The 25890-nt window shown below is 73.6% G+C and carries 19 protein-coding genes; 7 read left to right on the forward strand and 12 right to left on the reverse strand.

Annotated features, from left to right (window positions below; all coding sequences use genetic code 11):
* Positions 1-215: 215 nt before the first annotated feature.
* Positions 216-1229, forward strand: coding sequence for a Gfo/Idh/MocA family protein (locus tag ACZ4YY_RS17900; protein WP_468290500.1), 1014 nt, complete (start codon positions 216-218; stop codon positions 1227-1229).
* Positions 1230-1277: 48 nt separating this feature from the next.
* On the opposite strand, the gene ACZ4YY_RS17905 is transcribed toward ACZ4YY_RS17900, so the two are convergent.
* Positions 1278-1700, reverse strand: coding sequence for an SsgA family sporulation/cell division regulator (locus ACZ4YY_RS17905; RefSeq protein ID WP_468290503.1), 423 nt, complete (start codon positions 1698-1700; stop codon positions 1278-1280).
* 418 nt (positions 1701-2118) lie between these two features.
* On the opposite strand from ACZ4YY_RS17905, the gene ACZ4YY_RS17910 reads away from it, so the two are divergent.
* Entirely contained in the window at positions 2119-3528 is a 1410-nt protein-coding gene (locus tag ACZ4YY_RS17910; RefSeq protein ID WP_468290506.1) for a PP2C family protein-serine/threonine phosphatase, read from the forward strand.
* A 236-nt stretch (positions 3529-3764) separates the two neighbouring features.
* On the opposite strand, the gene ACZ4YY_RS17915 is transcribed toward ACZ4YY_RS17910, so the two are convergent.
* Positions 3765-5264, reverse strand: a complete 1500-nt coding sequence (locus ACZ4YY_RS17915) for a DNA-binding protein NsdB (protein WP_468290509.1) — start codon at positions 5262-5264, stop codon at positions 3765-3767.
* Between the two features lie 233 nt (positions 5265-5497).
* Here ACZ4YY_RS17915 and ACZ4YY_RS17920 point away from each other — a divergent pair, with 233 nt between their 5' ends.
* Both ACZ4YY_RS17920 and ACZ4YY_RS17925 read left to right on the forward strand, forming a co-directional pair.
* Entirely contained in the window at positions 5498-6640 is a 1143-nt protein-coding gene (locus ACZ4YY_RS17920; RefSeq protein ID WP_468290512.1) for an aminoglycoside phosphotransferase family protein, read from the forward strand.
* Positions 6641-6851: 211 nt separating this feature from the next.
* Positions 6852-8819, forward strand: coding sequence for an N-acetylmuramoyl-L-alanine amidase (locus ACZ4YY_RS17925; protein WP_468290515.1), 1968 nt, complete (start codon positions 6852-6854; stop codon positions 8817-8819).
* Positions 8820-8891: 72 nt separating this feature from the next.
* Here the strand turns inward: ACZ4YY_RS17925 and ACZ4YY_RS17930 are convergent, their stop codons facing one another.
* From ACZ4YY_RS17930 to ACZ4YY_RS17960, 7 genes are all read right to left on the reverse strand, one after another.
* Complete coding sequence (locus tag ACZ4YY_RS17930; protein ID WP_468290518.1) at positions 8892-9389, reverse strand: hypothetical protein; 498 nt, start codon at positions 9387-9389, stop codon at positions 8892-8894.
* 169 nt (positions 9390-9558) lie between these two features.
* Positions 9559-10461: a universal stress protein gene (locus ACZ4YY_RS17935; RefSeq protein WP_468290521.1), complete on the reverse strand. Its 903-nt coding sequence runs from the start codon at positions 10459-10461 to the stop codon at positions 9559-9561.
* 157 nt (positions 10462-10618) lie between these two features.
* Positions 10619-10861 (reverse strand): DUF397 domain-containing protein, encoded by a 243-nt coding sequence (locus ACZ4YY_RS17940; protein WP_468290524.1) that lies wholly within the window; start codon positions 10859-10861, stop codon positions 10619-10621.
* Between the two features lie 83 nt (positions 10862-10944).
* Positions 10945-12111: a thiolase domain-containing protein gene (locus ACZ4YY_RS17945; RefSeq protein WP_468290526.1), complete on the reverse strand. Its 1167-nt coding sequence runs from the start codon at positions 12109-12111 to the stop codon at positions 10945-10947.
* Entirely contained in the window at positions 12108-13157 is a 1050-nt protein-coding gene (locus tag ACZ4YY_RS17950; RefSeq protein WP_468290529.1) for a thiolase domain-containing protein, read from the reverse strand. The genes ACZ4YY_RS17945 and ACZ4YY_RS17950 overlap by 4 nt, the downstream gene beginning before the upstream one ends.
* Positions 13154-14104: a Zn-ribbon domain-containing OB-fold protein gene (locus ACZ4YY_RS17955; RefSeq protein ID WP_468290532.1), complete on the reverse strand. Its 951-nt coding sequence runs from the start codon at positions 14102-14104 to the stop codon at positions 13154-13156. Before ACZ4YY_RS17955 ends, ACZ4YY_RS17950 begins: the two co-directional genes overlap by 4 nt.
* Before the next feature lie 173 nt (positions 14105-14277).
* Positions 14278-15078, reverse strand: coding sequence for a crotonase/enoyl-CoA hydratase family protein (locus ACZ4YY_RS17960; protein WP_468290535.1), 801 nt, complete (start codon positions 15076-15078; stop codon positions 14278-14280).
* A 175-nt stretch (positions 15079-15253) separates the two neighbouring features.
* Between ACZ4YY_RS17960 and ACZ4YY_RS17965 the strand changes: the two genes are divergently transcribed.
* Positions 15254-16864, forward strand: a complete 1611-nt coding sequence (locus tag ACZ4YY_RS17965) for an acyl-CoA synthetase (RefSeq protein WP_468290538.1) — start codon at positions 15254-15256, stop codon at positions 16862-16864.
* 2 nt (positions 16865-16866) lie between these two features.
* Here ACZ4YY_RS17965 and ACZ4YY_RS17970 read toward each other — a convergent pair whose 3' ends face one another.
* Positions 16867-17712, reverse strand: a complete 846-nt coding sequence (locus ACZ4YY_RS17970; protein ID WP_468290541.1) for an alpha/beta fold hydrolase — start codon at positions 17710-17712, stop codon at positions 16867-16869.
* 164 nt (positions 17713-17876) lie between these two features.
* On the opposite strand from ACZ4YY_RS17970, the gene paaK reads away from it, so the two are divergent.
* On the forward strand, positions 17877-19178 hold the full coding sequence (gene paaK, locus ACZ4YY_RS17975) for a phenylacetate--CoA ligase PaaK (RefSeq protein ID WP_468290544.1): 1302 nt from the start codon (positions 17877-17879) through the stop codon (positions 19176-19178).
* A gap of 292 nt (positions 19179-19470) precedes the next feature.
* On the opposite strand, the gene ACZ4YY_RS17980 is transcribed toward paaK, so the two are convergent.
* Positions 19471-20976, reverse strand: a complete 1506-nt coding sequence (locus tag ACZ4YY_RS17980) for an acyl-CoA synthetase (protein WP_468290547.1) — start codon at positions 20974-20976, stop codon at positions 19471-19473.
* A 339-nt stretch (positions 20977-21315) separates the two neighbouring features.
* On the opposite strand from ACZ4YY_RS17980, the gene ACZ4YY_RS17985 reads away from it, so the two are divergent.
* Positions 21316-23727, forward strand: a complete 2412-nt coding sequence (locus ACZ4YY_RS17985; RefSeq protein WP_468290550.1) for a penicillin acylase family protein — start codon at positions 21316-21318, stop codon at positions 23725-23727.
* Between the two features lie 180 nt (positions 23728-23907).
* On the opposite strand, the gene ACZ4YY_RS17990 is transcribed toward ACZ4YY_RS17985, so the two are convergent.
* On the reverse strand, positions 23908-25608 hold the full coding sequence (locus ACZ4YY_RS17990) for a hypothetical protein (protein WP_468290552.1): 1701 nt from the start codon (positions 25606-25608) through the stop codon (positions 23908-23910).
* Between the last annotated feature and the right edge of the window lie 282 nt (positions 25609-25890).

A 25890-nucleotide genomic window follows, 5' to 3' on the forward strand; every position in this document is an offset into this window, starting at 1 on the left:
ACGAGGGGGAGGCCGATCGGCTCGCGGCATCCGGTGCCGTGCATCGCAAGGCGCGGGAGAGCCCTCGCAGCGGAGCTACCAGGGCTTCCCGGCGACGCGGCGAGACGCGGTACCGGGCCACGCGGCCCAGGCGGGCACGGTGCAAGGACCCCTGAGGGGGTTCCGCCCGGCGGCGTACGCTACGGCGTGATCGTCGGCCGGGAGGGAGAACGCGCGTGGGTGACGTGCTGGGCGTGGCTGTGCTGGGTGCCGGGCACATGGGCGCCGATCACATACGACGCCTGGATCGCGTGGTGAGCGGAGCCAGGGTCGCCGCGGTGGCCGATCCCGACGCCGAGCGCGCGAAGGAGGCCGTGGCAGGCCTCGGGGGTGTGTCGGTCCACACCGACCCGGTGGCCGCCCTGGACGCCCCGGGTGTCGAGGCCGTTCTGATCGCCTCCCCCGGGCCCGCGCACGAGGAGGCGCTGCTCGCCGCCTTCGCCCGCGCATTGCCCGTGCTGTGCGAGAAACCCATGGTGCCGGACTCCGCCGGAGCGCTGCGCGTGCTGGAGGCGGAGGCGCGCGGGGGCCGGCGGCTGGCGCAGATCGGGTTCATGCGCCGCTACGACACCGAGTACCGCAGGCTCAAGGCGCTGTTGGACGGGGGCCGGCTCGGCCGGCCGTTGATGCTGCACTGCACGCACCGCAACGCCTCCTCGCCGCCCGGCTTCACCAGCGCGATGCTGATCGACAGTTCGGTGTCGCACGAGATCGACGCGGCCCGCTGGCTGCTCGGCCAGGAGCTGACCGCGGTCACCGTCGTGCGCCCGCGTCCCTCGTCCGGCGCGCCGGAGGGTCTGCTCGACCCGCAGTTCGTGCTCTTCGAGACCGACGGGGGCGCCCTGGTCGACGTGGAGGTCTTCGTCAACTGCGGCTTCGGTTACCAGGTGCGCTGCGAGGCCGTGTGCGAGGCGGGCAGCGCCCGCATCGGCGACGACCGCGGGATGCTGCTGTCCGCGCACGGCACCGCCGGCACCGAGGTGCCGCAGGACTACCTGGTGCGGTTCGTGGACGCCTACGACCGGGAGGTGCAGGCGTGGGTCGACGCCACCCTCCAGGGCCGGGTCACGGGCCCGACCGCCTGGGACGGCTACGCGGCCTCCGCGGCCGCCGAGGCCGGGGTGCGGGCGCTCGAGGGCGGCACGCGCGTCGCCGTCGACCTCGCCCCGCGCCCGGACCTGTACCGCTGACCGCTGACCGCTGACCGCTGACCGCTGACCGCTGACCGCGCGAGCGTCTCAGACGTTGCCGAGCAGGGCGTGCAGCCCTTCGTCGACGGCGGCGCCGACGTCCTCCCGGCCCGCCGCCACCACGGCGTAGGTGCGGGTCAGGAAGCGGTGCAGGGCGGCCGTGTCGAACTGGAGCAGGGCCAGCCCGTACGGCGAGTGCAGTTCCATGACCGTACGGGCCCGTCCGCACGGCCACAGGTGCACGTCCCCGGCGCCGGCCCGGCCGCGCAGCCCCTCCTCCAGCAGCGCGCGGCCGAAGGTCCAGGTGACCGCCTCGCCCTGGAGGGCGGCCTCCGCCGGGAAGTCGAGGTGCACGGCGAGCGGGTCGGCCGCGGTGTAGCGGAGCGTGGCGGAGACGGGCAGTTCCCGCTCCTCCAGGGTGATGAGCTGGGCGCGGGCTGGCTGTCGGACGGTGACGTGGGCGAGGTCCATGGTCGGTCTCCGCGGCGGTGAGGAGGACTACGAAATTTTCGTCGTGATGCTTGTAGGACTTCGCGGAGGCGGTTTGCATTACGCGAAACCGGTGGCGAATTCGTGTGAGCTGCGTCACGGGAGCAGGGGTCGGCCCCCCGCACCTCCCACCTCAGGGAACACACAGCCGTCGAACAGGTGGCTGGACCCGCTCCGGGCACGCGCGGCGTCCGCCAAGTCACGTACACCGCCTACGACTTGACCCGGCGACGAGGTACGTCGTTCAGGCCCCGCGATCTCCCCTTGGAGACCCTGGCATATGCCAGGTGCACCACCGTATCGTGTGTTGCCAAATCCCTTACACGGAGTCGCGGGCTGTGCAACAGTCGTAACGACCCTTCCGTCCCTGGCCGTTCCCGTCCCCGCATCGGAGTGCGTCATGCCGCCCCATCTCTCTGCGGACCGCCCGGCCGCCCAGCCGCCGGGATCCGGCTCGGTCGACGCGCTGATCACGCAGACGAGGCGGCTCAAGGGCGACGTGGACGCCGTACGGCGGGACGCACAGGGCGACGGAACGGACCCGCAGGACCGCTGGCAGCGCGCGGTCTACGACCTGGCTCTGCATCAACTCAACGACCTGGACGCCCACTTGGCGCAGCTGCGGGACGGTCAGGAGCCTGCCGCGCCCGCCTCGCCGGCGCCCACGACCGCCCGGCGGAGCGCACTGCTCGGCCGGGTCGGCACCGCGGAGTGGGACCTGCTCAACGACGAGGCCGTCTGGTCCGCCGAGCTCTGCCGCATCCTGGGCCGCGACCCGGCCGCGCCCCCGCTCACCCTCGACGAACTGCCCTCCCTCGTCCTGGAGGAGGACCGCCCGCGTCTGACGGCGATGGTCACGGGCTGCCTCATCGACGCCCGACCCATCGACGGGGAGTTCCGCGTCGTCCGGCCGGGCGGCGAGATCCGCACGGTGCACATGATGGGCGAGCCGGTCCTCGACGCCGACGGCAGCACCGCCTCGATGTGGGCCGTGCTGCGCGACGTCAGCGAACTGCGCCGCAGCCAGCGGATGGTGCGCGAGACCCGTGACTCGCTGCACCGCGACCGGCACGTGGCACAGACCGAGCACCGCATCGCCATCGAGTTGCAGGAGGCCGTTCTCCCGCCCCGGCACGGCTCCTTGCGACTCCCGCAGCGCAACCCCCGCGCCCTCGACCTCGCCGCCCACCACCTGCCCGCCCCCACGACCTCGCTCCTCGGCGGCGACTGGTACGACGCGCTGGAACTGCCCGGGGGCGAGACGCTGCTCGGCGTCGGCGACCTCACCGGGCACGGCACGGCGGTCGCCTCCACCCTGGCGATGACGCTGGGTGCACTGCGCGGCTTGGCGATGGCGGGCACCCGACCGGCCCACCTGCTGTCCCTGCTCAACCAGTTACTCGACGCAGGAGCCCAGCCCGCCCTCGCCAGCGCCGTCTGCTGCCGCTACCTCCCCGGCACCCGCACCCTGGTGTGGGCGCAGGCCGGACATCCCGCCCCGCTGCTCTTCCGCGACGGGACGGGACGACGGCTGGACGCACCCGACGGCGTCCTGCTCGGCGCCACCTCGGGCGCCGCATACGGGCAGGCCGAGGAGAGCCTCGAAGCGGGCGACCTGCTCCTGCTGCACACCGACCGACTGGTGCCCCACACCGACGGACCGGACACGCCCCACCCCCTGCTGGACCTGGCCCCCCGCCTCACCGGGGACCTCACCGCGCAGGACTGCGTACGACTGGTCGTGGAGGAGTTCGGCGCGCGGGAACGCCAGGACGACGCCTGCCTCCTCGTCGCCCGGGTCACCGCCTAGGGTGTTCCGAATGTCCTGCGCGGTGCCCGCGGTGTCCGGTGCGTGCTCTCGGCATGCCGGACGGAAGCGCTCGTACTGGGTGTACTCGGGCCTTTCGGCCGGTGCGGCTTAGAGGGCGTGCCATGCGCCGTGGGTGCTGTGCGGGACTTTCGAAACACCCCCTGGCCCGGATCACCGCGGCCGGCGCGCCACCGGGCCCGCATCACCGTCCGATCCGGCCCACCGCCCGGTCCGCATCACGCCTGGGCGGAGGTGCCCGGCCGTCCCCCCTTCTGCTTCGGCAGCGCCTGCCGGATCTGCTCGCGCAGTTCGCTGATCCTCGGGTAGTCCGCGTACTCCGCGGTCAGCCGGTACATCTGGCGCAGCCGGTCCCAGGTGCGGCGGGAGGAGTTCGACCCCATCGACATCAGGGCCAGCCGGGCGTACCGGTCCGCCTGCTCGGGGTCGTCCGCGATGAAGCAGGCCGAGGCCATGGACAGGTGGTCGAAGATCTTCGACCGCTCCCGCCCGTCGACCCGCAGGGCGAGCGCCTTCTCCGCGTAGTACTGGGCGTGCGCGGCCGCCCCCGGCTCGAACTCGGCCAGCGTCCGGTAGGCCAGGGCCTGCATGCCGTACAGGTCCTCGTCCCTGAACGTCTGCATCCAGGGGGGCGGTTCCACGTCGCTCCGGTCGGAGACGAACAGGTCCTCCGCCTGGCCGAGGGTGCGGCGCATGGCCTGGCCCTTGCCCATGGACGCCTGCGCCCAGGCCTCGATGGTGTGGAACATGGCGCGGGTGCGCGGCAGCACCTCCTCGCCGGAGCCGGACTGGGCGAGCTTCATCAGGTCCAGGGCGTCGTCGGGCCGGCCGAGGTGGACCATCTGACGGGCCGCGCGCGAGAGCGCCTCCCCGGCCCGCGGCCGGTCACCGCCCTCCCGGGCGGCGTGGGCGGCGATGACGAAGTACTTCTGCGCCGTGGGCTCCAGACCGACGTCGTGCGACATCCAGCCCGCGAGGACGGCGAGGTTGGCGGCGACGCCCCACAGGCGCCGCTGGAGGTGGGGTGGGTGACGGTAGGCGAGCATGCCGCCCACCTCGTTGAGCTGACCCACCACCGCCTTGCGCTGGAGCCCGCCGCCACGGGCGGCGTCCCAGGCCCGGAACACCTCCACCGAGCGCTCGAGTTCGTCGACCTCCTCCGCCCCGACGGGGGCGGCCTCGTAGCGGTCGAACCCCGCGGATTCGGCGTGCACGAGAGAGTGGTCGATGACGGGAGCGTCGGCGGAGAGGGTGGGGTCGGAGTGCAGCCAGTCGTACATGGCGCTGCTGAGTGCTGATCCCGCGGCGAGCGCGACACCCGCGCCCACCAAGCCGCGTCGGTTGAGCATGAGGTCCATTCCCGTGAATTCGGTGAGGACCGCGGCAGTCCGTTCGGGCGCCCACGGCACGCCGTCGGGAGGTTCCGCACTCCCGCCGCGTGGCCGTTTCCCCGCACGCCCGTGCCGGACCAGACCGAGGTCCTCCATGGTCACGACACGGCCGAGACGCTCGGTGAACAGGGCCGCCAGCACCCGCGGCACCGGATCGCGCGGGATCTCTCCCGTGTCGATCCACCGCCGCACCCGGGAGGTGTCCGTCGCCAGCTGGGGATGGCCCATGGCCGCCGCCTGCCGGTTGACCAGCCTCGCGAGTTCACCCTTGGACCAGCCGGCCAGGCCGAACAGATCCGCGAGTCGGGTGTTGGGTTGTCCGCTCACGTCAAGCCCCCAGGTTCTCGGCTGAGTTGACAGTAGCCCGGTGCAGGTTGCCGGGCGACTATTCGCCAGGGTTCGCCAGGGTGCGCCACATGGTGTGCCACCGGGCGACGGGTGTCAGGTAGGAACGCGCCACCCCGACCCGGTCCACGGGGGACACTCCCCAGGGTGCACCCCGTGGACCGGGCCGGGCAGCGCGTTGACGTCGCAGGCACACGAAGGGATCTGTTTCGCCCATGTACGCAGCATCGTCCTCCGTGTCCGCCCCGCCCCGGTCGCTGCATCCCCGTCCGGGAGGCGGCGGCCCCTACCTCGACCCCGCCGCGCGGCCGGTGGCCCCGGTGCTCGGCGCGGGCAGAGCCCGCCGCGCCCCGGGCATCGGCACGCAACCGCTCAGCGGGAGGCTCGACTTGTCCGGCGCCCAGGGCGCCCAGCTACGCACGGCGATCGCCTCGGTGCACCGGATCTGCCCGGAGTTCGCCCCGGTGCAGGTGCTGCGCCGCAGCGGACGGTCCGTGCTCCTGGTCGGAACGACGGGACGCAGCACGGCCGTCGCGAAGTGTTTACTGGACCACTCCCCTGTGTGGGCCGAGCGGATCAGGCACGAGATAGCCGCATACCGCACGTTCGTCCGGCAGCGCCCCCCGGTGCGCGTGCCGAGACTGATCGCGGCGGACCCGGACAACTGCACCCTCGTCATCGAACGCATGCCCGGCCGGGCGGCGGCGCTGCAACGGCACCCGACCGAGGCACCGCCGCGCGCGGACATCCGCGCCGCGCTCGGCGCGATCTGCCGGCTGAACTCCTGGCGCCCGGCGGCGGGCAGCTTCGACGCTCCGCTGGACTACGCGGCCCGCATCTCCCGCTACCACGAGCTGGGCCTGCTCACCGACCGCGACCTGGGGGACCTGCAGAAGCTGCTGCACGGCATCGCGACCACCGCGGGCCGGCAGGGCATGGGCCAGTTCTGCCACGGCGACGCCCTCCTGTCGAACATCCTTCTGTCACCGGCCGGTCCAGTGCTGGTGGACTGGGAGCACGCCGGGTGGTACCTGCCGGGCTACGACCTGGCCACCCTGTGGTCGGTCCTGGGCGACGCGCCGGTGGCACGCCGTCAGATCAGCCAGATCGCGCAGTCCGCGGGCCCTGCCTCGCGGGACGCGTTCCTGGTGAACCTGATGCTGGTCCTCACCCGGGAGATCCGCACCTACGAGACGGCCGTGCAGCGTTCGATGCACGACACGCCCCCGACGGCCCCGGGCATGGCCCACCCCGGTGCCGCGCCGTCCGGCGAGGAGCAGCGGCTGCTGTTGCGGCGGCTGCACGACGACTGCCAGCTGGCCCGACGGGCCGTGCGGGCGGCGGTCGGCACTCGCTGAGGGGAGACAGGTCCGCGATGTGCCGGAGCGGCGGCGCACCGCGGACCGATGCCGCACAGACCGGGTCACGGCACGAAACGCGCCGAACCCCTCACGACATGGGATATCGCCTCTTTGTGGGCATGATTGACGGATCGTCGGCAGACCGGTACCACGGATCCAGGTCCGGTCCCGCACGCCCCGCCCCGCTCGCACGCCCCAGGAGGCCGCCTTGCGAGGATCCGTCACCGACCCCCACACCCCCATCCGGCTCAGACGCACCGGCAGGACCGCGGGTGCCCTCACCTCGGCAGCCCTGCTGCTGCCGCTGCTGGGCGCCGCCCCGCCCCCCGAACGCGCCGCGCCCGCCGCGGCGGACTCGCTGCAGAGCGCCTTCGCCGCGGCGGCGGCCGCCTACCGGGTGCCGCAGAGCGTTCTCCTCGGGGTCTCCTTTCTCCAGTCCCGCTGGGACACGCACGGCGGTGCGCCGAGCGTGACCGGCGGCTACGGCCCGATGCACCTCACCGACGCCCGCACCGCGCTCACCTCGGCCCCGCACCACAGCGGGAGCGCGGAGGACCCGCGCGGTGACGACGCGCGCCCGCCCCGGCGTTCCGGGAAGGCGCTCCCCGAGGACGCGGAGATCCCCGCGCGTCTGAGGACCCTCCCGACGGCGGCGGACCTGACCGGTCTGAGCCACGAGACGCTGCGTACGGACCCGGCGGCGAACGTGGCCGGCGGCGCCGCGCTGCTCGCCGCGGCCCAGCGCGATCTGGGCGAGCCGCTGAGCTCCGACCCGGCGGACTGGTACGGCGCGGTGGCGCGCTTCTCCGGCGCCGACGACACCTCGACCGGTGCCGCCTACGCGAACGACGTGTACCAGGTCATGCGCACCGGCGCGCAGCGCGTCACGGACGCCGGGCAGCGGCTCGCCCTGCCGGCCCAGCCGGGTCTCGCACCGGACACCGGCCAGCTGTGGCACACCGGCCTGCGGACGGTCTCCGCGGCGGGGACCGAGTGTCCGCCGACCGTGTCCTGCGAGTGGATCCCGGCGCCGTACGAGCAGTTCGGGGACGACGACTACGGCAACCACGACCTGGGCGACCGCCCGGCCTCCCAGTCCGTCGAGTACATCGTCGTCCATGACACCGAGGGCGGCTGGGAAGGTGTCATCGACCTGGTCCAGGATCCCGCCTACGTGTCCTGGAACTACTCGCTGCGCTCCACCGACGGCCACATCGCCCAGCATGTGCGGGCGAAGGACGTCGCCTGGCACTCGGGCAACTGGTACGTCAACGCCAAGTCGATCGGCCTGGAGCACGAGGGGTTCCTGGCCGCGCCGGACTCCTGGTACACCGAGGCGATGTACCGGTCGTCGGCGCGTCTGGTGACGTACCTGGCGACGAAGTACGGCGTACCGCTGGACCGGCAGCACATCCTCGGCCACGACAACGTGCCGGGGCCGACGGCTGCGTCCGTGCCGGGCATGCACACCGACCCGGGGCCCTACTGGGACTGGCGGCACTACTTCGAGCTGCTGGGTCGCCCGTTCAAGGCCACGGCCGCCGCGGGTGGCGGACTGGTGACGGTCCTGCCGGACTACCAGGCCAACCGGCCGGTGTACACGAGCTGCGGCTCACCCGACGCGCCGTGCGCGGCGCACGGCTCCAGCGCGGTGCGGCTTTACTCCGACCACGACGAGAAGTCGCCGTTGATCAAGGACGTCGGTCTGGGCACGACGCCGACGACCGGTGTGAACGACATCTCCTCGCGGGTCTCCACCGGACAGCAGTACGCGGTGGCCGACCGGTGGGGCGAGTGGACGGCGATCTGGTACCTGGGCCAGAAGGCCTGGTTCCACAATCCGGCGGCGCGGCCGACGGCCGTGCCGGCGGCCGGCCTGGTGATCACTCCGAAGGCCGGCGTGGACAGCGTTCCGGTCTACGGACGGGCCTATCCGGAGGCGTCGGCCTATCCGGCGGGGGTCCCCGCACAGGCGGTCTCACCGTTGCCGTACCGGCTGCCGAAGGGGCAGAAGTACGTCGTCGGTGACAAGGTGCCCGGCGAGTACTACTACGCGGTCACCTTCGCCACCGACGCGCACCGGGTCGTGGTCGGCAAGGAGCTGTACTACGAGATCCAGTACGGCCACCGGGTGGCCTTCGTCCGGGCGGCGGACGTCCGCCTGTCGGCCGCCTGAGGCCCGTTCGGACCGGGTCGCAGGGCGGTGACGGTGCCGCGGATCCCGACGACGGCCTGGGCCGCCCTGCCCTCAGCCCTGCTGGAACAGTTCCGCCGGGAGCGGCTTCAGCAGGGCGTACAGGTCGTCCGTGATGGGGCGGTCCCAGGCGGCGATGGTCACCAGGACGTTGTCGCTGCGGTCGAACTGCACGCAGGAGATGCGGCTCTCGGAGAGCTTCAGGCGGCGCACGATCAGGAGGTTGTCGCCCTGCATCACCGGCATGTCCTCGGTGCCGACGACGGTCACCTCCTCGTCGTTCTCCAGCGCGAGCAGCAGTTGGGCCACCTCGAAGGGGACCTCGCCCTCAGCGACCTCGCGGGCCGGGGAGCCCTCGGGCAGGTTGCCGATGATCATGGCGGGGCCGCGGCCGCCGAAGAGGTCGTAGCGCAGGAAGACGCCCTGACAGGTGCCGTCGGGAGCGGGCAGGAGCCCGGCGCCGAGATTGCCGGGCCAGTCACCCGGGTCCATGGCCAGGACGTCGAAGTCGGGGCCGGCGGGGGTGGCGCTGCGGCGGCGGAGGAACGACATGCGGCCAATGGTACGTGCAATGCGCCGTCCGGCGAGGGGAGGGCGGGGGGTGGAGGGAAGCGAGGCGGTGGTGCGGGTGAGGGGGTGGTGGGGGCCGGGGGCGCGGTTCCCCGCGCCCCCGGTGGGAACGGTTCGCGTCGGCCCGTTCGGCTCACGGGAGCGGGGCGGGTCATTCCGGTTCGGTCGGGGTCGGGGGAACCACCATGACCGGGCTTGCCGCGTGCAGGAGGACCGCGTGGGTGACGGAGCCCAGCATGCGGGCGGGGGCCAGCAGACGGCGGCGGTGACGGCCCACGACGAGCAGGTCGGCGTCGCGGGAGGCGGCGACCAGGTGGCCGGCCGCGTCGCCGGGAACCGGGTGGGGCTCGGCGCGGACGCCGGGGTGACGCTCGCGGTGGGCGGCGAGGAAACCCTCGGCGAGGGTGCGGGTCTCGTGCTCGACGGCCTTCTGGTCGACGGCCGGAGGCGGCGGTTCGCCGGGGGCGGGCCAGAGCGGCAGGGGCCAGGGGTAGGCGGTGACCACCTGGAGGCGGGCGTCGCGCAGGGCGGCCTCGGTGAAGGCGGCGTCGAGGGTGGCGTCGTCGGGACTGTCCGCCTTCAGGCCCACGACCACGCGGGGGCCGGGCTCCTGCGGTGGTCCGTCGGCCTCGCGGCCGGGCCGGGGGACGACCACGACCGGGCACTCGGCGTCACGCGCGGCGGTCAGCCCGTTGGAGCCGAGCAGCAGGCTGGCGAAGCCGCCGCGCCCGCGGGAGCCGAGTACGAGCAGTTCGGCCTCGGCACCGAGGTCGGGCAGCAGCGCGCCCGGCGCCCCGTCGAGTCCCACGTACTCCACGTCCGCGGGTTCCTCGCCTGCCTCCAGCCGGGCGCGGGCCTCGGCGAGCACGGGGTCCTCGTCCGGGGGCGGGGGGACGACGACCGGAGCGCCGGGCTGGGTCAGGGCGACGTACTGGCGTACGTGGGCCACGCGCAGCGGCGCACCGCGGCGGCGCGCGGCGTCGTGGGCCCAGTCCAGGGCCCGCCAACTGTCGTCGGAACCGTCGACCGCCGCGACGACCGGCAGGGTGCTCATGGTCCTCACCTCCGGGATACGACCTGTGTCCTGCTGGGGCCAGCGTGGCTCAGGCATCGGCCCCGGCCGGGTCCTGTGGGTCGCGTGTCCGGAAAATGAGGACGAACACCGCCGGATCGGCCCGTCCCTGCGGGCGCGCGGGTGCGGTGCGCGGCGCTCAGGTCAGGTCGAACTCCCCTTCCCGCGCCCCCGACACGAACGCGCCCCACTCGGCGGGCGTGAAGATCAGGGACGGGCTCTCGGGGCGGCCGCTGTTGCGCATCGCGATGAATCCCTCGACGAAGGCGATCTGGACATCCCCCACACCCCGGCTGCTGGACTGCCATTCGGCGTTGCTGAGGTCCAGCTCCGGCTTGTCCCAGCCCGCGAACGGCTTCTGCTGGATGGTGCTCTCGGCCACGTCCGTGCTCCTCCCGGTTCGTCGTCCGCGGGCCAGCCTAGCGAGCGGTCCCGTACCCGGACAGAGCACGTGGGCGGGACCTTTCAACTGTTCGGGGGCAATGCGCCGACGAGCCACATGGAGAAGAACTGCGAGCCGCCGCCGTAGGCGTGTCCGAGGACCCTGCGGGCGCCGTCCACCTGGTGCTCCCCGGCCTGTCCGCGCACCTGGAGGGCCGCCTCGGCGAAGCGGATCATGCCGGAGGCGCCGATGGGGTTGGTGGACAGCACGCCGCCCGACATGTTGACAGGCAGGTCGCCGTCGAGTTCCGTCACACCGGCCTCGGTGAGCTTCCAGCCCTCGCCCTCGTCGGCGAAGCCGAGGTTCTCCAACCACATGGGCTCGTACCAGGAGAACGGGACGTACATCTCGACGGCGTCGATGTCGCGGCGCGGGTCGGCGACGCCCGCCTGGCGGTACACGTCGGCCGCGCAGTCCCTGCCGGCCCGCGGCGACACGAAGTCCTTCCCGGCGAACAGCGTCGGTTCGCTGCGCATCGCGCCGCCGAGCATCCAGGCGGGCGGGCGTGGTGAACGGGCCGCCCCGGCGCGGTCGGTGAGGACCATCGCGCAGGCGCCGTCGGAGGAGGGGCAGGTCTCGGAGTAGCGGATGGGGTCCCAGAGCATCGGCGAGGCCTGGACCTTCTCCAGGGTGATGTCGTGTTCGTGGAGGTGCGCGTAGGGGTTCTTCAGCGCGTTGCGGCGGTCCTTGTAGGCGACGAGCGAGCCGACCGTGTCGGGCGCGCCGCTGCGCCGCATGTAGGCCCGTACGTGCGGGGCGAAGAAGCCGCCGGCCCCGGCGAGCAGGGGCTGTTGGAAGGGGACCGGCAGGGACAGGCCCCACATGGCGTTGGACTCGGACTGCTTCTCGAAGGCGAGCGTGAGGACCGTGCCGTGCACGCGGGCGGCGACGAGCCCGGCGGCGACCAGGGCCGTCGACCCGCCGACCGAACCGGCCGTGTGCACGCGCAGCAGGGGTTTGCCGACCGCGCCGAGGGCGTCGGCGAGGTACAGCTCGGGCATCATGACGCCCTCGAAGAAGTCGGGTGCCTTCCCGATGACGACGGCGTCGACGTCGGCCCAGGTCAGCTCGGCGTCGGCGAGGGCCCGCCGGGCGGCTTCCCGGACCAGGCCGGCGATCGAGACGTCCCGTCGGGCCGCGACGTGCTTGGTCTGGCCGATCCCCACGACGGCCACGGGCTCCTTGCTCATCGCGGATCCCCTTCGAGTATGGCGACCAGGTTCTGTTGCAGGCACGGGCCGGACGTGGCGTGGGCGAGGGCACGGTCGGACTCGCCCCGGTGGATGCGGGCGGCGGCCTCGCCGATGCGGATCAGTCCGGCGGCCATCATCGGGTTGGCGGCGAGGGCGCCGCCGGAGAGGTTCACCCGCACGCTGTCGTCGAGCCGCAGCGCCTTGCGCAGGACGACCTCCTGGGAGGCGAACGGCGCGTGCAGTTCGGCGGTGTCGACGGGGCGTTCGAAGGCGCCGGCCTTCTCGGCGGCGAGGCGGGTGGAGGGCGAGTCGGTCAGGTCGCGCACCCCGAGGGAGTGGGCCTCGACGCGGTGGTCGACGCCCCGGATCCAGGCGGGTCGGGAGCACAGCTCGCGGGCCCGCTCCCCCGCCGCGAGGATCACGGCGGCGGCGCCGTCGCCGACGGGCGGGCAGTCGCCGGTGCGCAGAGGTCGTACGGCGTAGTCGCCCCGCGGGACCGAACCCCTCAGCTGGGCGTGCGGGTTGAGGGTGGCGGCGCGGCGGCTGCGGACGCCGATCGCGGCGAGGGCGGGCTCGTCGGTCTCGCCCGCGTCGATCAACGCCTGGGCCTGGAGGGCGGCGAGGGCGACGGAGTCGGGCCACAGCGGGGCGACGTAGTACGGGTCGAGCTGACGGGTGAGGACGTCGCGGAGCGAGCCGGGCGAGGACTTGCCGTAGGAGTAGACGAGGGCGGTGTCCGCGTCGCCGGTGAGCAGTTTGGTCCAGGCCTCGTACAGCGCCCAGGCACCGTCCGTCTCGACGTGGGACTCGGAGATCGGCGGCCAGGCGCCGACGCCGTCGAGGGCGAGGGTGAAGGAGAAGGCGCGGCCCGCGAGGTAGTCGCAGGAACCGGAGCAGGTGAAGTCGATGTCGGCGGTCCGCAGGCCGGTCCGGTCGAGGACCTCGTGCAGGACCGGCATGAGCATCTCCACCTCGGAGTGCTCCTCGCTGGTGCGCCGGTGGTCGGTCTGGGCGAAGGCCACGACCGCTGTCTCGCGCGTCACAGCAGCTCCTTGTAGGTGTCGTAGTCCGCGTCGGGTTCGCCGGTGGGCCGGTAGTGGTCGGGGTGGCGGGCGGTGTCGGTCCACACCGGCTCGACGCGCAGGCCCATGCGCACCTGGTCGTAGGGGATGCCGCCGATCCGCCCGTGCAGCGCGAGGTCGGCGCCGTCGAGGGCGATGTGGGCGTAGACGTAGGGGACCTCGATGTCGAGGTTCTTCGCCTTGATGTTGACGATGCAGAAGGTGGTGACCGTGCCGCGGGGGCCCACTTCGACCTGTTCGGCGGTGGCGACCCCGCAGGTGGGGCAGGCGCCGCGCGGGGGGACGTAGACCTTGCGGCAGGACGGGCAGCGTTCGCCGACGGTCCGTCGCTCGGAGAGGGCGTCGAGGTAGGCGGACTGGGCGCGGCCGGGCGCGTAGGTGTAGTCGAGGCGGGCGGCGGCGACGATGCCCGTGACCGGGTCGGCGAACTCACCGGTGCGGCCGCCGGGTTCGGGGGTGTCACCGTCGTACGGCTCGAAGCAGGCGATGTCGGTGATGGCACCGGTGCGCCGCTGTGCCCAGCGGACGCGGACGCGCAGGCCGGTGCGGACGGCGTCGGGGCCGGGGGCGTCGAGGGCGTGCAGGAGGGCGGTGTCGGCGCCGTCGAGGCGGACCAGGACCCAGGCGAAGGGGGTGTCGAGGGGCTGGCCGCGGCGGGGGGCGTGGTTCCAGGCCCAGGTGGTGACGGTGCCGGTGGGGGCCACCTCGACCAGGCCGTCACCGGCGTGGAGCTCCTCGGCGGTGACGGGGTCGTACTCGACGGGCGGGACGAGGACGCGGCCGTCGCCGGTGTGGATGCCGAGGACGACGCCCTCGCGCAGGCCGGTGAGGAAGGCGCTCTGGACGGGGCCGAGCGAGCGGGTGAAGGGGAACTCGACGACGAGGGGGGCGCGCAGGACTTCGGGCATCGCGGGCTTGCCTCCTTCAGGTCCGGCCCGTGGGGCGGCCGGCCGGTGGCTGAGCGGGATCGGTGCGGCGCGCTCCCGAGGGGGCGTGGCGCGGGGAGGTGCTCGGACGGCTCTGCCGCGGGGGCGGGGCCGGCCGCGGGCGGCCCGCGGTGAGCGCGCCGCCGGTGGGGCTCCTACGCACGCCGGTAGACGGGCGCTCGCTTCTCCGCGAAGGCGCGGGCGCCCTCCTTGGCGTCGGCGGTGTCGAAGACCGGCCAGCCGCGCGCCAGTTCGGCGGCGAGGCCGTCGGTCTCGGTCATCTCCGCGGTCTCGTAGACGGAGGCCTTGACGGCCTCGACGGCGAGTGGGCCGCAGGCGTTGATCCGTTCGGCGATCTCCAGGGCCTTGGCGAGGGCGCCGCCGTCGGGGACGACGTGCCCGATCAGGCCGACGGCGGCGGCCTCACGGGCGCTGTAGGGACGGCCGGTCAGAAGCATCTCCAGGGCGTGGGTGCGGGGGATCTGGCGGGGCAGGCGGACCGTGGAGCCGCCGATCGGGAAGAGGCCGCGCCGGACCTCGAACAGGCCGAAGGTGGCGGACTCGCCGGCGACGCGGATGTCGGTGCCCTGGAGCATCTCGGTGCCGCCCGCGACACAGTGTCCCTCGACGGCGGCGACGACCGGCTTGCGCGGGCGGTGGTGGCGCAGCATCGCCTTCCAGTGCAGGTCGGGGTCGGCCTCGAGGCGGTCGCGGTAGTGCTCGCCGTCCATGCCCTTCCCGGCGAGCGCCTTGAGGTCCATGCCCGCGCAGAACGTGCCGCCCGCGCCGGTGAGGACGATCGAGCGGATCGAGTCGTCCGCGTCGGCCTCGACCCAGCCGTCGTACAGGCCGACGAGCAGGGGCAACGAGAGCGCGTTCTTCGCTTCGGGCCTGTTGAGTGTGAGCACGAGTGTGGCGCCTTCGCGCTGCACGGTGAGGTGTTCCGTCCCACCCATGGGCTTCTCCCCTCTGACAGAACGAGAACAGGTTGCAGGAGGCGAGGAGGCACTTCAAGGGTTTTCTGACACTCAGTCAGATTTCTTGGTGCGGGCCCTTCCCACTTGGGGTGCCCTTTGCTCTGATGACCGGCGAACCGTCAGCGGGCCAGGCCGTCCGAGGTCAGGAGGAGCGGTGGAGTACAACCTTGCGGACCTGTTCGAGTCGGTCGTCGACGTGGTGCCGGACCGCGAGGCGCTGGTGTACGTGGACCATCCGGGCACGGGTGCGGAGCGCCGGCTGACGTACGCGGAGCTCGACGCGGCGGCCGACCGCATCGGCCACCATCTCCTCGACCACGGCATCCGCCCCGGTGAACACCTCGGGCTCCACCTCTACAACGGCGTCGAGTACCTCCAGACGGTGCTGGGCTGCCTGAAGGCGCGGATCGTGCCGGTCAACGTCAACTACCGCTATGTCGAGGACGAGTTGGTCTACCTCTACCGGGACGCCGATCTGGCGGCCCTGGTCTTCGACGCGGAGTTCACCGACCGGGTGGCGGCGGCCCTGCCGAAGACGCCGGCGCTGCGGCACCTGATCCGGGTGGGGGCGCCAAACGACGGGATCCCCGCCGTCGCGTTCGCCGAGGCCGAGGCAGGGGGCTCACCGCAGCGCGGCTTCCCGGCCCGTTCGGGCGACGACCAGTTCATCATCTACACCGGCGGGACGACCGGTATGCCCAAGGGAGTGATGTGGCGTCAGGAGGACCTGTTCTTCGCCGGTCTGGGCGGTGGCGCTCCGACGGGTGTCCCGGTGAGGAAGCCGGAGGAGCTCGCCGAGCGGGTGGCCGCGGGCGGGTCGGGGATCACGTTCTTCCCCACTCCCCCGCTGATGCACGGCACGTCCACCCTGACGGCGTTCATCGGCTTCCATCTCGGCCAACGCGTCGTGCTCCACCGCAAGTTCGTGCCCGAGGAGGTGCTGCGGACGGTGGAGCGGGAGAGGGTCAGTGCCATCTCCCTGGTGGGCGACGCGATGCTGCGGCCGCTGATCGACGCGCTGGAGGGCCCGATGAAGGGCACGGACTGCTCGTCCGTGTTCAGCGTCTCCTCCTCCGGGGCGGTCCTGTCGGACACGGTCCGCCGGCAGTTCCGGGCACTCATGCCGAACGCGATGCTGCTGAACAACTTCGGCTCCTCCGAGTCCGGCTTCAACGGTACGGCGACGGACGACTCCGGCCCCGAGCGGGGGTTCCGCATCCGCGTCAACGCCCGCACCCGGGTGGTCGATCCGGTGACCCTCGCACCGGCCGCGGCCGGCCAGGTGGGCCGGGTCGCCCAGTGCGGCCACGTCCCGCTCGGCTACTACAACGACCCGGCGAAGACCGCCGAGACCTTCTTCGAGAGGGACGGCGAGCGCTGGGTGCTGCTGGGCGACATGGCGACCGTCGACGAGGAGGGCGTGATCACCGTCCTCGGCCGCGGGTCGCAGTGCATCAACACCGGGGGCGAGAAGGTGTACCCGGAGGAGGTCGAGCAGGCGCTGAAGTCCCACCCCGACGTCTACGACGCGCTGGTGGCCGGGGTGCCGGACGCGCGGTGGGGCAGCCGAGTGGCGGCAGTGGTCCAGCTCCGTCCGGACGCCCCGCCCCTGTCCCTGGAGGACGTCCAGCGCCACTGCCGTACCCGTCTCGCCGGGTACAAGGTCCCGCGCCGGCTGGTCGTCGCGGACGCGATCCGCCGCTCCCCGAGCGGGAAGGCCGACTACCGCTGGGCGCGGGAGGTGGCGGTGGCGGCGGACGGATGAGGTCAGGCCGTCAGGAACGCGGTGACCCGGCGTACGAACCACCGCGGGTCGTCCAGCCAGGGGTAGTGTCCCGCGCCCGGCTGCACGGCCGTCTCGGCGTGGGGGAAGACCTCGGCCGCGCGGCGGGCGAGGTCCGGTCGGGGCCCGCCGTCGAGTTCGCCGGCCAGGACGAGGACGGGGGCGGCGACCCGGGCGAGGGCCTCGCCGAGGGCGGGCGGGTCGAAGGCGCCCTCGGAGAAGTAGCGGCCGGCGGCGTCGTCGTTGGTCTGGGCGTCCTCGGCGGCCAGGTGGGCGCGGGCGGTCGCGTCCCAGCGGCCGTAGAAGAAGCCGGCGAAGGTCGTGTAGGCCACGTCGGCCGCCTCGTCACCGCGGAGCCAGGCCTCGAACGCCGGGTGGGCCTCGGCGAACCACGGCTCGTCCGCGCGCAGCCGCGCCGCCGCCCGCCGGTCCTCGGCGGTCGGCGCCAGACCCAGGGCCCAGGGGGTGGCGGTGATCAGCGCCAGCCGGGCGACGCGGTGCGGGTGGCGGGCCGCGTACAGCATGGCGAGGCTGCCGCCCGCCGAGTGCGCGAGGACGTCCATGCGCTCCAGGCCCAGGTGGGCGCGGAGCGCCTCGACATCGTCGACGAGCCGGTCGCAGCGGTAGGTCGCGGGGTCGGCCGGCACCGCGGAGTCGCCCGTCCCGCGCAGGTCGAGCAGGATCAGCCGGCGGTGGGCGGCGAGCCCGCCGAGGTCGCCGAGGTAGGCGGAGGCCCGCATGGGGCCGCCGGGCAGGACGACGAGCGGCTCGCCCTCGCCCCGGACGTGCCAGGCGAGTTCGGTGCCGTCGGGCGCGGTGAAGGTGGGCATGGCGTCGATCTTCGCGGGCGTGGACGGGCCCCGGCAACCGCAATGGCGCGGACATGCCCGGTGCCCTCTTGCCTCACCCCCGGACCGCCTGGATTACTGATCCCCGACACGGCGACCGAATGATCGGTCGCCCGCGCGAGCGATCGGCGAGGAAGGCGGTGCCCATGACCGACACGAGGGAGCCGGACCTGCTGGACGAGGGCGAACGGCTCGACGAGACGGCGCTGCGGGCGCTCCAGCTCGAACGGCTGCGGGCCTCGCTGCGGCACGCGTACGCGCGCGTGCCGTTCTACCGGGAGTCCTTCGACAAGGCGGGCGTCCACCCCGACGACTGCCGCTCCCTCGCCGACCTGGCCCGCTTCCCCTTCACCACCAAGGCCGACCTGCGCGAGAACTACCCGTACGGCCTGTTCGCGGTGGACCGGGACCGGATCCGCCGCATCCACGCCTCCAGCGGGACCACCGGGCGGCCCACCGTCGTCGGCTACACCGACGGCGACCTCGCCCTGTGGTCTGACATGGTGGCCCGGTCGATCCGCGCGGCGGGCGGGCGTCCCGGCGACACCGTGCACATCGCGTACGGGTACGGCCTGTTCACCGGCGGCCTCGGCGCCCACTACGGCGCCGAACGCCTCGGCTGTACGGTCGTCCCCGCCTCCGGCGGCATGACGTCCCGCCAGGTGCAGCTGATCCAGGACCTGAAGCCCCGCATCATCATGGTCACCCCGTCCTACATGCTCACCCTCCTCGACGAGTTCGAGCGGCAGGGCGTCGATCCGCGCGGCACCTCCCTGCGCGTCGGGATCTTCGGCGCCGAACCCTGGACGGAGCGGATGCGGCAGGAGATCGAGGAGCGGTTCGCGATCGACGCGGTCGACATATACGGACTGTCGGAGGTGATCGGCCCGGGGGTCGCCCAGGAGTGCGTCGAGACCAAGGACGGTCTGCACATCTGGGAGGACCACTTCCTGCCGGAGGTCGTCGACCCCGTCACCGGTGAGGTGCTGCCGGAGGGCGAGGAGGGCGAACTGGTCTTCACCTCGCTCACCAAGGAGGCGATGCCGGTGGTGCGCTACCGGACCCGTGACCTGACCCGGCTCCTGCCCGGCACGGCCCGCGTCTTCCGCCGGATGAGGAAGGTGACCGGCCGCAGCGACGACATGGTCATCCTGCGCGGGGTGAACCTGTTCCCCACCCAGATCGAGGAAATCGTCCTGCGCACCCCGGGTGTGGCCCCGCACTTCCAGCTGCGCCTCACCCGCGAGGGCCGCCTCGACGCCCTCACGGTCCGCGCGGAGGCCCGGCCCGACGCCACCCGGGAGGACCGCGACTCGGCCGCGCGTGCGGTGGCGGCGGCCGTGAAGGACGGTATCGGCGTGTCGGTGGCGGTGGAGATCGTGGATCCGGAGTCGCTGGAGCGCTCGGTGGGGAAGATCAGGCGGATCGTGGACCTGCGGCCGCGTTAGCGGTCCTTGCACTGTGAGCGCCTGATCAGGCCGCGTGGGTCCGGTGCCGTGCATCACAACGCGCCGGAGGCTCCCGGGGGCTCCTCGTGGCCGAGCTACTGGGAGCCACCGCCGACGCGGCGGGCGTGCGTGCCGAGCCGGCCCGCGGCGGCGACGGCGTCACGACGGGGTGGGGCCGGCGTGCGGGTCGGCTGAGTTTCACACCGCCACCGTGCCGGGCGGGCGCGGCGGGGGCGTCCGCCGCCGGGAGTGACCCGGCGTACCGGTGGAGGAGTACCGGGGCCTCCTGTGCCTACTCCGGGTCGGGTGTCAGACGCTCCCTCAGCTCGCGCTTGAGGATCTTGCCGCTGGCGTTGCGCGGCAGCTCCGCCGCGAACACCACCCGTTTCGGCGCCTTGAAGTGCGGCAGCCGCTCTCTGGCGTGGGCGATCAGCGCGTCCTGGGTGACCTCGCCGCGCGGGACGACGACCGCCGTGACCGCCTCGATCCACTTCTGGTCGGGCAGGCCGATCACGGCGACCTCCGCGACGGCCTCGTGGGAGTACAGGGCGTCCTCGACCTGCCGCGAGGCCACCAGGACTCCGCCGGAGTTGATGACGTCCTTCACGCGGTCGACGACCGTGTAGAACCCGTGGGCGTCGCGGACGGCCAGGTCACCGGAGCGGAACCAGCCGTCGCGGAACGCCTCGGCGGTCTCCTCGGGCTTCTCCCAGTAGCCCTCGCACAGTTGCGGGGAGCGGTAGACGATCTCGCCGGGCGTGCCGTCGGGCACCTCCTCGCCGTGCTCGTCGACCACCCGCGCCTCGACGAAGAGCACGGTGCGGCCGCAGGAGTCCAGCCGGCCCTTGTGCTCCTCGGGGGCCAGGACCATGGCGAGGGGGCCGATCTCGCTCTGTCCGAAGCAGTTGTAGAAGGCGAGCTTCGGCAGGCGTGCGCGCAGCCGCTCGAGGACCGGCACCGGCATGACCGACGCCCCGTAGTACGCCTTGCGCAGGCCGCTGAGGTCACGGGTGGCGAAGTCGGGGCGGTGGGACAGGCCGATCCACACCGTCGGCGGCGCGAACAGACTGTCGGCGCGGCCCGCCTCGATCAGGTCCAGGAGGGTGTCGCCGTCCGGGGCGTCGAGGATCCTGTTCGTCGCGCCGACCGCGAGGTAGGGCAGCAGGAACACGTGCATCTGCGCCGAGTGGTACAGCGGCAGCGCGTGCACGGGCAGGTCCCCGGCGCTCAGGTCGAGGGCGGCGATCGCGCTCAGGTACTCGTGGACCAGCGCGCGGTGGGTCATCATCGCGCCCTTGGGCAGGGCCGTCGTACCGGAGGTGTACAGCAGCTGCACCAGGTCGTCGCCGCGCGGCTCGGGACCGTCGTACGGCGGGGTCCGGGCGAGCCGGGTCAGCAGGCACTCGTCGGCGTCGCGCAGCGCCAGCGTCCGTACGCCGTCCGGCAGCCGACCGGCCAGGCCGGGGTCGGCGAGGACCAGCGAACTGCCCGACTGCCGGACGAGGTAGGCGAGGTCGTCGCCGGTGAGGTTCTGGTTGACCGGCACGTGGACCAGGCCGGCGCGGGCGCAGGCGAGGAAGGCGATGAGGTAGGCGTCGGAGTTGTGGCCGTAGGCGCCGACCCGGTCGCCGCGGGCGAGGCCCAGGCCGAGCAGGACGTTCGCCGCGCGGGAGACGGCCTCGTCGAGTTCCTCGTAGGTCCAGGAACGGTCGCGGTACTCGACCGCCACGCGTGCCGGGGTGCGCCGGGCGCTGCGCCGCAGCGCCCCGTCGACCGTGCTGCCGTGTCCGGGCGTCATGACCATGATCCTCGGCGGGCGGCCGGGGCGGGTCAAGTCGCCCCGCGCCCCGCCACCGACACGTCCGCGCGGGAACGCCCGCGCGGACGCCCCGGGACACCCCGCACACCACCGCCGCCACCAGACGTCCACGAGCACCCCGCGCACCACCGCCGCCAAGTGTCCGGGACGACGCCGGCGGTGGGACCGCCGGTCGGCACTCGGAGTCCGCGGGGCGTCCCTGACGCGGCGGCGCCGACGCGTCCGGATCGCGCTCAACCGTCAACTCGCCCTCCTCCTCCCCCACATACCGGCTGGTACGCTCAACCGCCCTTTCCCTCGACGATGTCGGGAGGCACGATGCGCATCCGCCCCGGGCGACTGGTCGCCGCGGCCGTCGCCCTGCTCACCGCCGCCACCGCGCTCCCGGCCACCGCGGCCGGGCGGGCCGAACGCCAGGAACGGCATCCCTCGCACGGCGGTCTGTCCGCCGTCGTCCGCTACACCGAGTACGGCATCCCGCACATCCTCGCGCGCGACCACGCCGGCCTGGGCTTCGGCACCGGGTGGGCGCAGGCCGCTGACCAGGTGTGCACGCTCGCCGACGGGTTCGTGACCGTGCGCGGGGAGCGGTCGCGGTTCTTCGGGCCCGACGCGGCACCCGACTTCTCGCTGTCGTCCGCGAACCGGAACCTCGCCAGTGACCTGTACTTCCGGGGGGTGCGGGAGGCGAGAACCGTGGAGCGGCTGCTCGCACGGCCCGCGCCGGCGGGCCCGAGCAGCAGCGCCAAGGAGCTCATGCGGGGCTTCGCCGCCGGCTACAACGCCTGGCTGCGGCAGAACGACGTCACCGACCCGACCTGCCGGGGCGCCGCCTGGGTGCGGCCGGTCACCACGCTGGACGTGGCGGCGCGCGGCTTCGCCCTCGCCGTGCTCGGGGGGCAGGGCCGGGCCGTCGACGGCATCACGGCCGCGGCGCCGCCCACGGCACCCGGTCCGGCTCCCGTCGAGGCCCCGGTCGACGCACGGGCAACGGCCCGCGCCGCCGCCGGGCTCTTCGCCGCCGACACCGCCGGCATGGGCTCCAACGCGGTGGCCTTCGGCGGCACCACCACGGCGAACGGCCGCGGGCTGCTGCTCGGCAACCCGCACTACCCGTGGCAGGGCGGTCGCCGCTTCTGGCAGTCCCAGCAGACCATCCCGGGCCGGCTGAACGTCTCGGGCGCCTCGCTGCTCGGCACGGCCACCGTGTCCATCGGGCACAACGCCCACGTCGCCTGGAGCCACACCGTCGCCACCGGCGTGCCGCTCAACCTCCACCAGCTCACGCTGGATCCGGCCGACCCGACGGTCTACCTGGTGGACGGCAGGCCCGAACGGATGAGCCGACGCGAGGTGACCGTCCCCGTGCGGGACGGCACATCCGTGACCCGCGTCCAGTGGTGGACGCGCTACGGCCCGGTGGTCACCTCCCTCGGTCCGACGCTGCCCCTGCCCTGGACGGCCACGACCGCCTACGCCCTCAACGACCCCAACGCAGGCAACCTGCGCGCCTCCGACACGGCACTCGGCTTCGCCACCGCCCGCGACACGGCCGGCGTCCTCGACGCGCTGCGGCGCACCCAGGGGCTGCCCTGGGTGAACACGATCGCCGCCGACTCCACCGGGCACACCCTGTTCACCCAGTCCCAGGTGCTCCCCCGCATCACCGACGAGCTGGCCGGGCGCTGTTCCACCCCGCTCGGCAAGGTCACCTATCCCGCGTCCGGGGTGGCCGTCCTCGACGGCTCGCGCGGCGACTGCGCCCTCGGCGGCGACCCCGACGCCGTCGAGCCGGGCGTCTTCGGTCCCGCGAAGCTGCCCACCCTGAAGGACGCCCCGTACGCGGAGAACTCCAACGACAGCGCCTGGCTGGCCAACGCGGACCGGCCGCTCACGGGCTACGAGCGGGTCTTCGGCACGATCGGCACCGCCCGCTCGCTGCGCACGCGCGGCGCGATCGAGGACGTGTCGGCGCTGGCGCGACGCGGCGGTCTGACCGTACGGGACCTGCAACGGCAGCAGTTCGCCAACCGGGTGACGGCCGGTGGGCTCGCCGCCGCGGACGCGGCGCGGGCCTGCGCCGCCCTGCCGGGCGGGACGGCGACCGGCAGCGACGGCAGGCAGGTCGACGTCGGCCGGGCCTGCCGGGTGCTGGCCGCGTGGGACCGCACGGCGGACACCGGCAGCCGGGGCGCACTGCTCTTCGACCGCTTCTGGCGCAGGCTCCCGGCGGCCCAGCAGTGGAAGGTGCCCTTCTCCGCGGCCGACCCCGTGCGCACCCCGCACACCCTCGCCACCGACACCCCGGCGTTCCGGACGGCCCTCGCCGACGCGGTCGGAGAGCTGAGCGCGGCCGGTGTACCGCTCGACGCCCCGCTGGGCGACCACCAGGTCGTCGTCCGCGCCGGCGGCCGCCTGCCGGTCCCGGGCGGCACCGAGTCCCTCGGCGTGTGGAACAAGGTCGAGCCGGTGTGGGCTCCCACGGGCGGCGGCTACACCGAGGTGACGACCGGCTCCAGCTACATCCAGGCCGTCGGCTGGGACGGCGGCCGGTGCCCGGTGGTCCGCACGCTGCTGACGTACTCCCAGTCCTCGAACCCCGTATCACCCCACTTCGCCGACCAGACCCGGCTGTTCTCCGGGGAGAAGTGGGTGACGTCCCGGTTCTGCGAGAAGGACATCCTGGCCTCGCCCGCGCTGCGCGTGATCCGCGTGAACGAGCGCCGCTAGGGCTCTTCTGGTGATCTCCGTGGGAGAAGGAGCGGCGTCCGGTGTGTGCTCTCGGCGTGCGGCGCGGAAGTCCTCGTAGCGGCGCTGCTTGGGCTTTCGCGCGGTGCGGCGAGAGTGCGTGCCGGGCGTCGCGACGCCGCGGAGATCCATCAGAAGGGCCCCAGGGCGGGGCGGCCGGTGTCATCGCCCGCCCGGTCCGCACGGCGCGGTGTAGGGGGCGTTCGGCACGTCGGCCTGCCAGCGGAACCTGCTCAGCGCGGGCCCGGACACGGCGCAGACATACGCACGGGCCTGTTCGGGTTCGGTGAACCAGGCGACGCCCGTTCCCGACCAGTCGACGCTGACCAGCGTCTTTCCGTCGAAGGTGAACGCGACGGCTTTCACGGCGGCGGTGCCCGCGCCGATGGTCGCGGACACCTCGGCGTCGTCGGGGCGGGAGAGGTCCCACAGCCGGATGCTGCCGTCGCCGTGAGCCGTCGACAACTGCCGGCGCCCGGTGCCCGGGCGGGGGTCGAAGGCGAGCGAGTAGACGGATCCGGCGGAGGCCCTGAGCGGCGGCAGGGAGCGTGGCTCACGGGGGTCGGTCACGTCCCACAGCCGGACGCTGCCGTCACCGCAGCCGACGGCGAGGAGCGTGCCGTCGGTGGAGTAGGCGAGCGTGTTGGCGCCCGTGGCGGAGGCCGTGCGGGGGCGGGCCAGTGCCGTGGGCCGGCCCCGCACGCTCGTGTCCCAGAGCGTGACCTGCCCGTCGAGGGAGGCGACGGCGAGGGTCCTGCTGTCGCGTCCGAACGCGACGGCCTGCGCGATGGCCGTGGTGGACAGCGGGTCTGCGAGGGGCAGCGGACGGTCGGGACGCTCGACGTTCCAGACGTGCACCTGCCGCTCGACGGTGGCCGCCGCCATGAGTCGGCCGTCGGGGCTGAAGGCCACGGCGGTGGCGAACCCCCCGTCCCGTGTGACGCGGATCGGCTCGCCGAAAGGCCGCGGACGACGGATGTCGGCGATGTCCCACATCGCGACCCACCCCCCGCTCATCGCGGCGGCGACGATCCGCCGGCTCGGCGAGAAGGCCACCGACTCGGCCACCTGGGGGCCGTGGGGCGGCGCCGGAAGCATGGACCGCAGCCGCGGTCTGCGCGGGTCGGCCAGGTCCCAGAGCCTGAGTCCGGTGTCCGCGTTGCTGGTCACGGCGACACTCCGGTCGGGGGCGGTGGCCACCGTCTGCATCGTGTAGCCGGGCCCCAGCATGATCGGGCCGTCGAGCGGCCACACGCGGACCCCGCCGTCCTGGTGGCCGGTGACGATCGCCGAACCGTCGCGCGTGGCCGCGAGTGCCGTCACCGGGGCCGGTCCGGACAGGGTGAAGACCGGGCGGAAGGCCGCCGCGTCGAGGAGGCGGACGGTACGGTCCACGCCCGCGACCGCGACGAGGGGGCGCTCGGGCACGGTCACCACCGCCGAGGCCGTGCCCTCCGGGCCGAACAGGACCGCCTCGCCGGGGGTGGCGGTACGCCGCCGGGCGACGGTCCAGTACCGGGTGGCGATGCTGCCGTCGATCGTGGTGCCGAGGAGACGCGAGCCGTCGGCGCTGAAGGCGAGAAAGGTGACCGTGCTCTCCGGGCCGCCGTGCTGCGGCCCGTCCCGGACCGGGGTCCTGCCCCTCTCCACGCTCCAGAACTGCACCGTCCCGGGCGCGGAGTCCTTGCTGTGCGCCGTGGCCAGCAGCGTGCCGTCGGGGTTCCAGGCCAGTGCGCTCACCCGCGTGTCGGGCGGGCCGCGCAGTTGGCCGACGAGCGTCGGAGTCCGCGGGTCGTAGAGCAGCGTCCAGCCGCTCTCGTGGCGGCCGACCGCCAGTCGTGTCCCGTCGGGGCTCAGGGCCACGCAGCCAGGCGATGACGATGGCCGCGCATCCGGCGATCGCCTCGGGGGCGAGCTGGGCCGCGATCTCGGGGAGGCCGCCGAGGGTGTCCGGCACCGGCTCCCCGCCGGCGAGCTCGAAGTGGCATCCCGGCGGCGCGCTCTCCGCGAGCCTGCGCCACAGCTCCGGCATCCCGTCCGCTCCGCCGGACTCGTCGACACCGATCGTGAACTCCATTGCGCTGTTTCCCCGTTCCCTTTCGGCGATCACGGCTTCTCGCATGGCCACGATTCATAGCCGTCGGC

The organism is Streptomyces sp. NPDC030143 (genome assembly GCF_055573695.1).

Bases quoted from the DNA above. Each gene is read 5' to 3' on its own strand.
- paaK (WP_468290544.1), top strand. From the start codon at position 17,877: ATGACCGACACGAGGGAGCCGGACCTGCTGGACGAGGGCGAACGGCTC.
- ACZ4YY_RS17955 (WP_468290532.1), bottom strand. From the start codon at position 14,104: ATGCCCGAAGTCCTGCGCGCCCCCCTCGTCGTCGAGTTCCCCTTCACC.
- ACZ4YY_RS17920 (WP_468290512.1), top strand. From the start codon at position 5,498: ATGTACGCAGCATCGTCCTCCGTGTCCGCCCCGCCCCGGTCGCTGCAT.
- ACZ4YY_RS17930 (WP_468290518.1), bottom strand. From the start codon at position 9,389: ATGTCGTTCCTCCGCCGCCGCAGCGCCACCCCCGCCGGCCCCGACTTC.
- ACZ4YY_RS17970 (WP_468290541.1), bottom strand. From the start codon at position 17,712: ATGCCCACCTTCACCGCGCCCGACGGCACCGAACTCGCCTGGCACGTC.
- ACZ4YY_RS17980 (WP_468290547.1), bottom strand. From the start codon at position 20,976: ATGACGCCCGGACACGGCAGCACGGTCGACGGGGCGCTGCGGCGCAGC.
- ACZ4YY_RS17910 (WP_468290506.1), top strand. From the start codon at position 2,119: ATGCCGCCCCATCTCTCTGCGGACCGCCCGGCCGCCCAGCCGCCGGGA.
- ACZ4YY_RS17985 (WP_468290550.1), top strand. From the start codon at position 21,316: ATGCGCATCCGCCCCGGGCGACTGGTCGCCGCGGCCGTCGCCCTGCTC.
- ACZ4YY_RS17905 (WP_468290503.1), bottom strand. From the start codon at position 1,700: ATGGACCTCGCCCACGTCACCGTCCGACAGCCAGCCCGCGCCCAGCTC.
- ACZ4YY_RS17935 (WP_468290521.1), bottom strand. From the start codon at position 10,461: ATGAGCACCCTGCCGGTCGTCGCGGCGGTCGACGGTTCCGACGACAGT.
- ACZ4YY_RS17945 (WP_468290526.1), bottom strand. From the start codon at position 12,111: ATGAGCAAGGAGCCCGTGGCCGTCGTGGGGATCGGCCAGACCAAGCAC.
- ACZ4YY_RS17960 (WP_468290535.1), bottom strand. From the start codon at position 15,078: ATGGGTGGGACGGAACACCTCACCGTGCAGCGCGAAGGCGCCACACTC.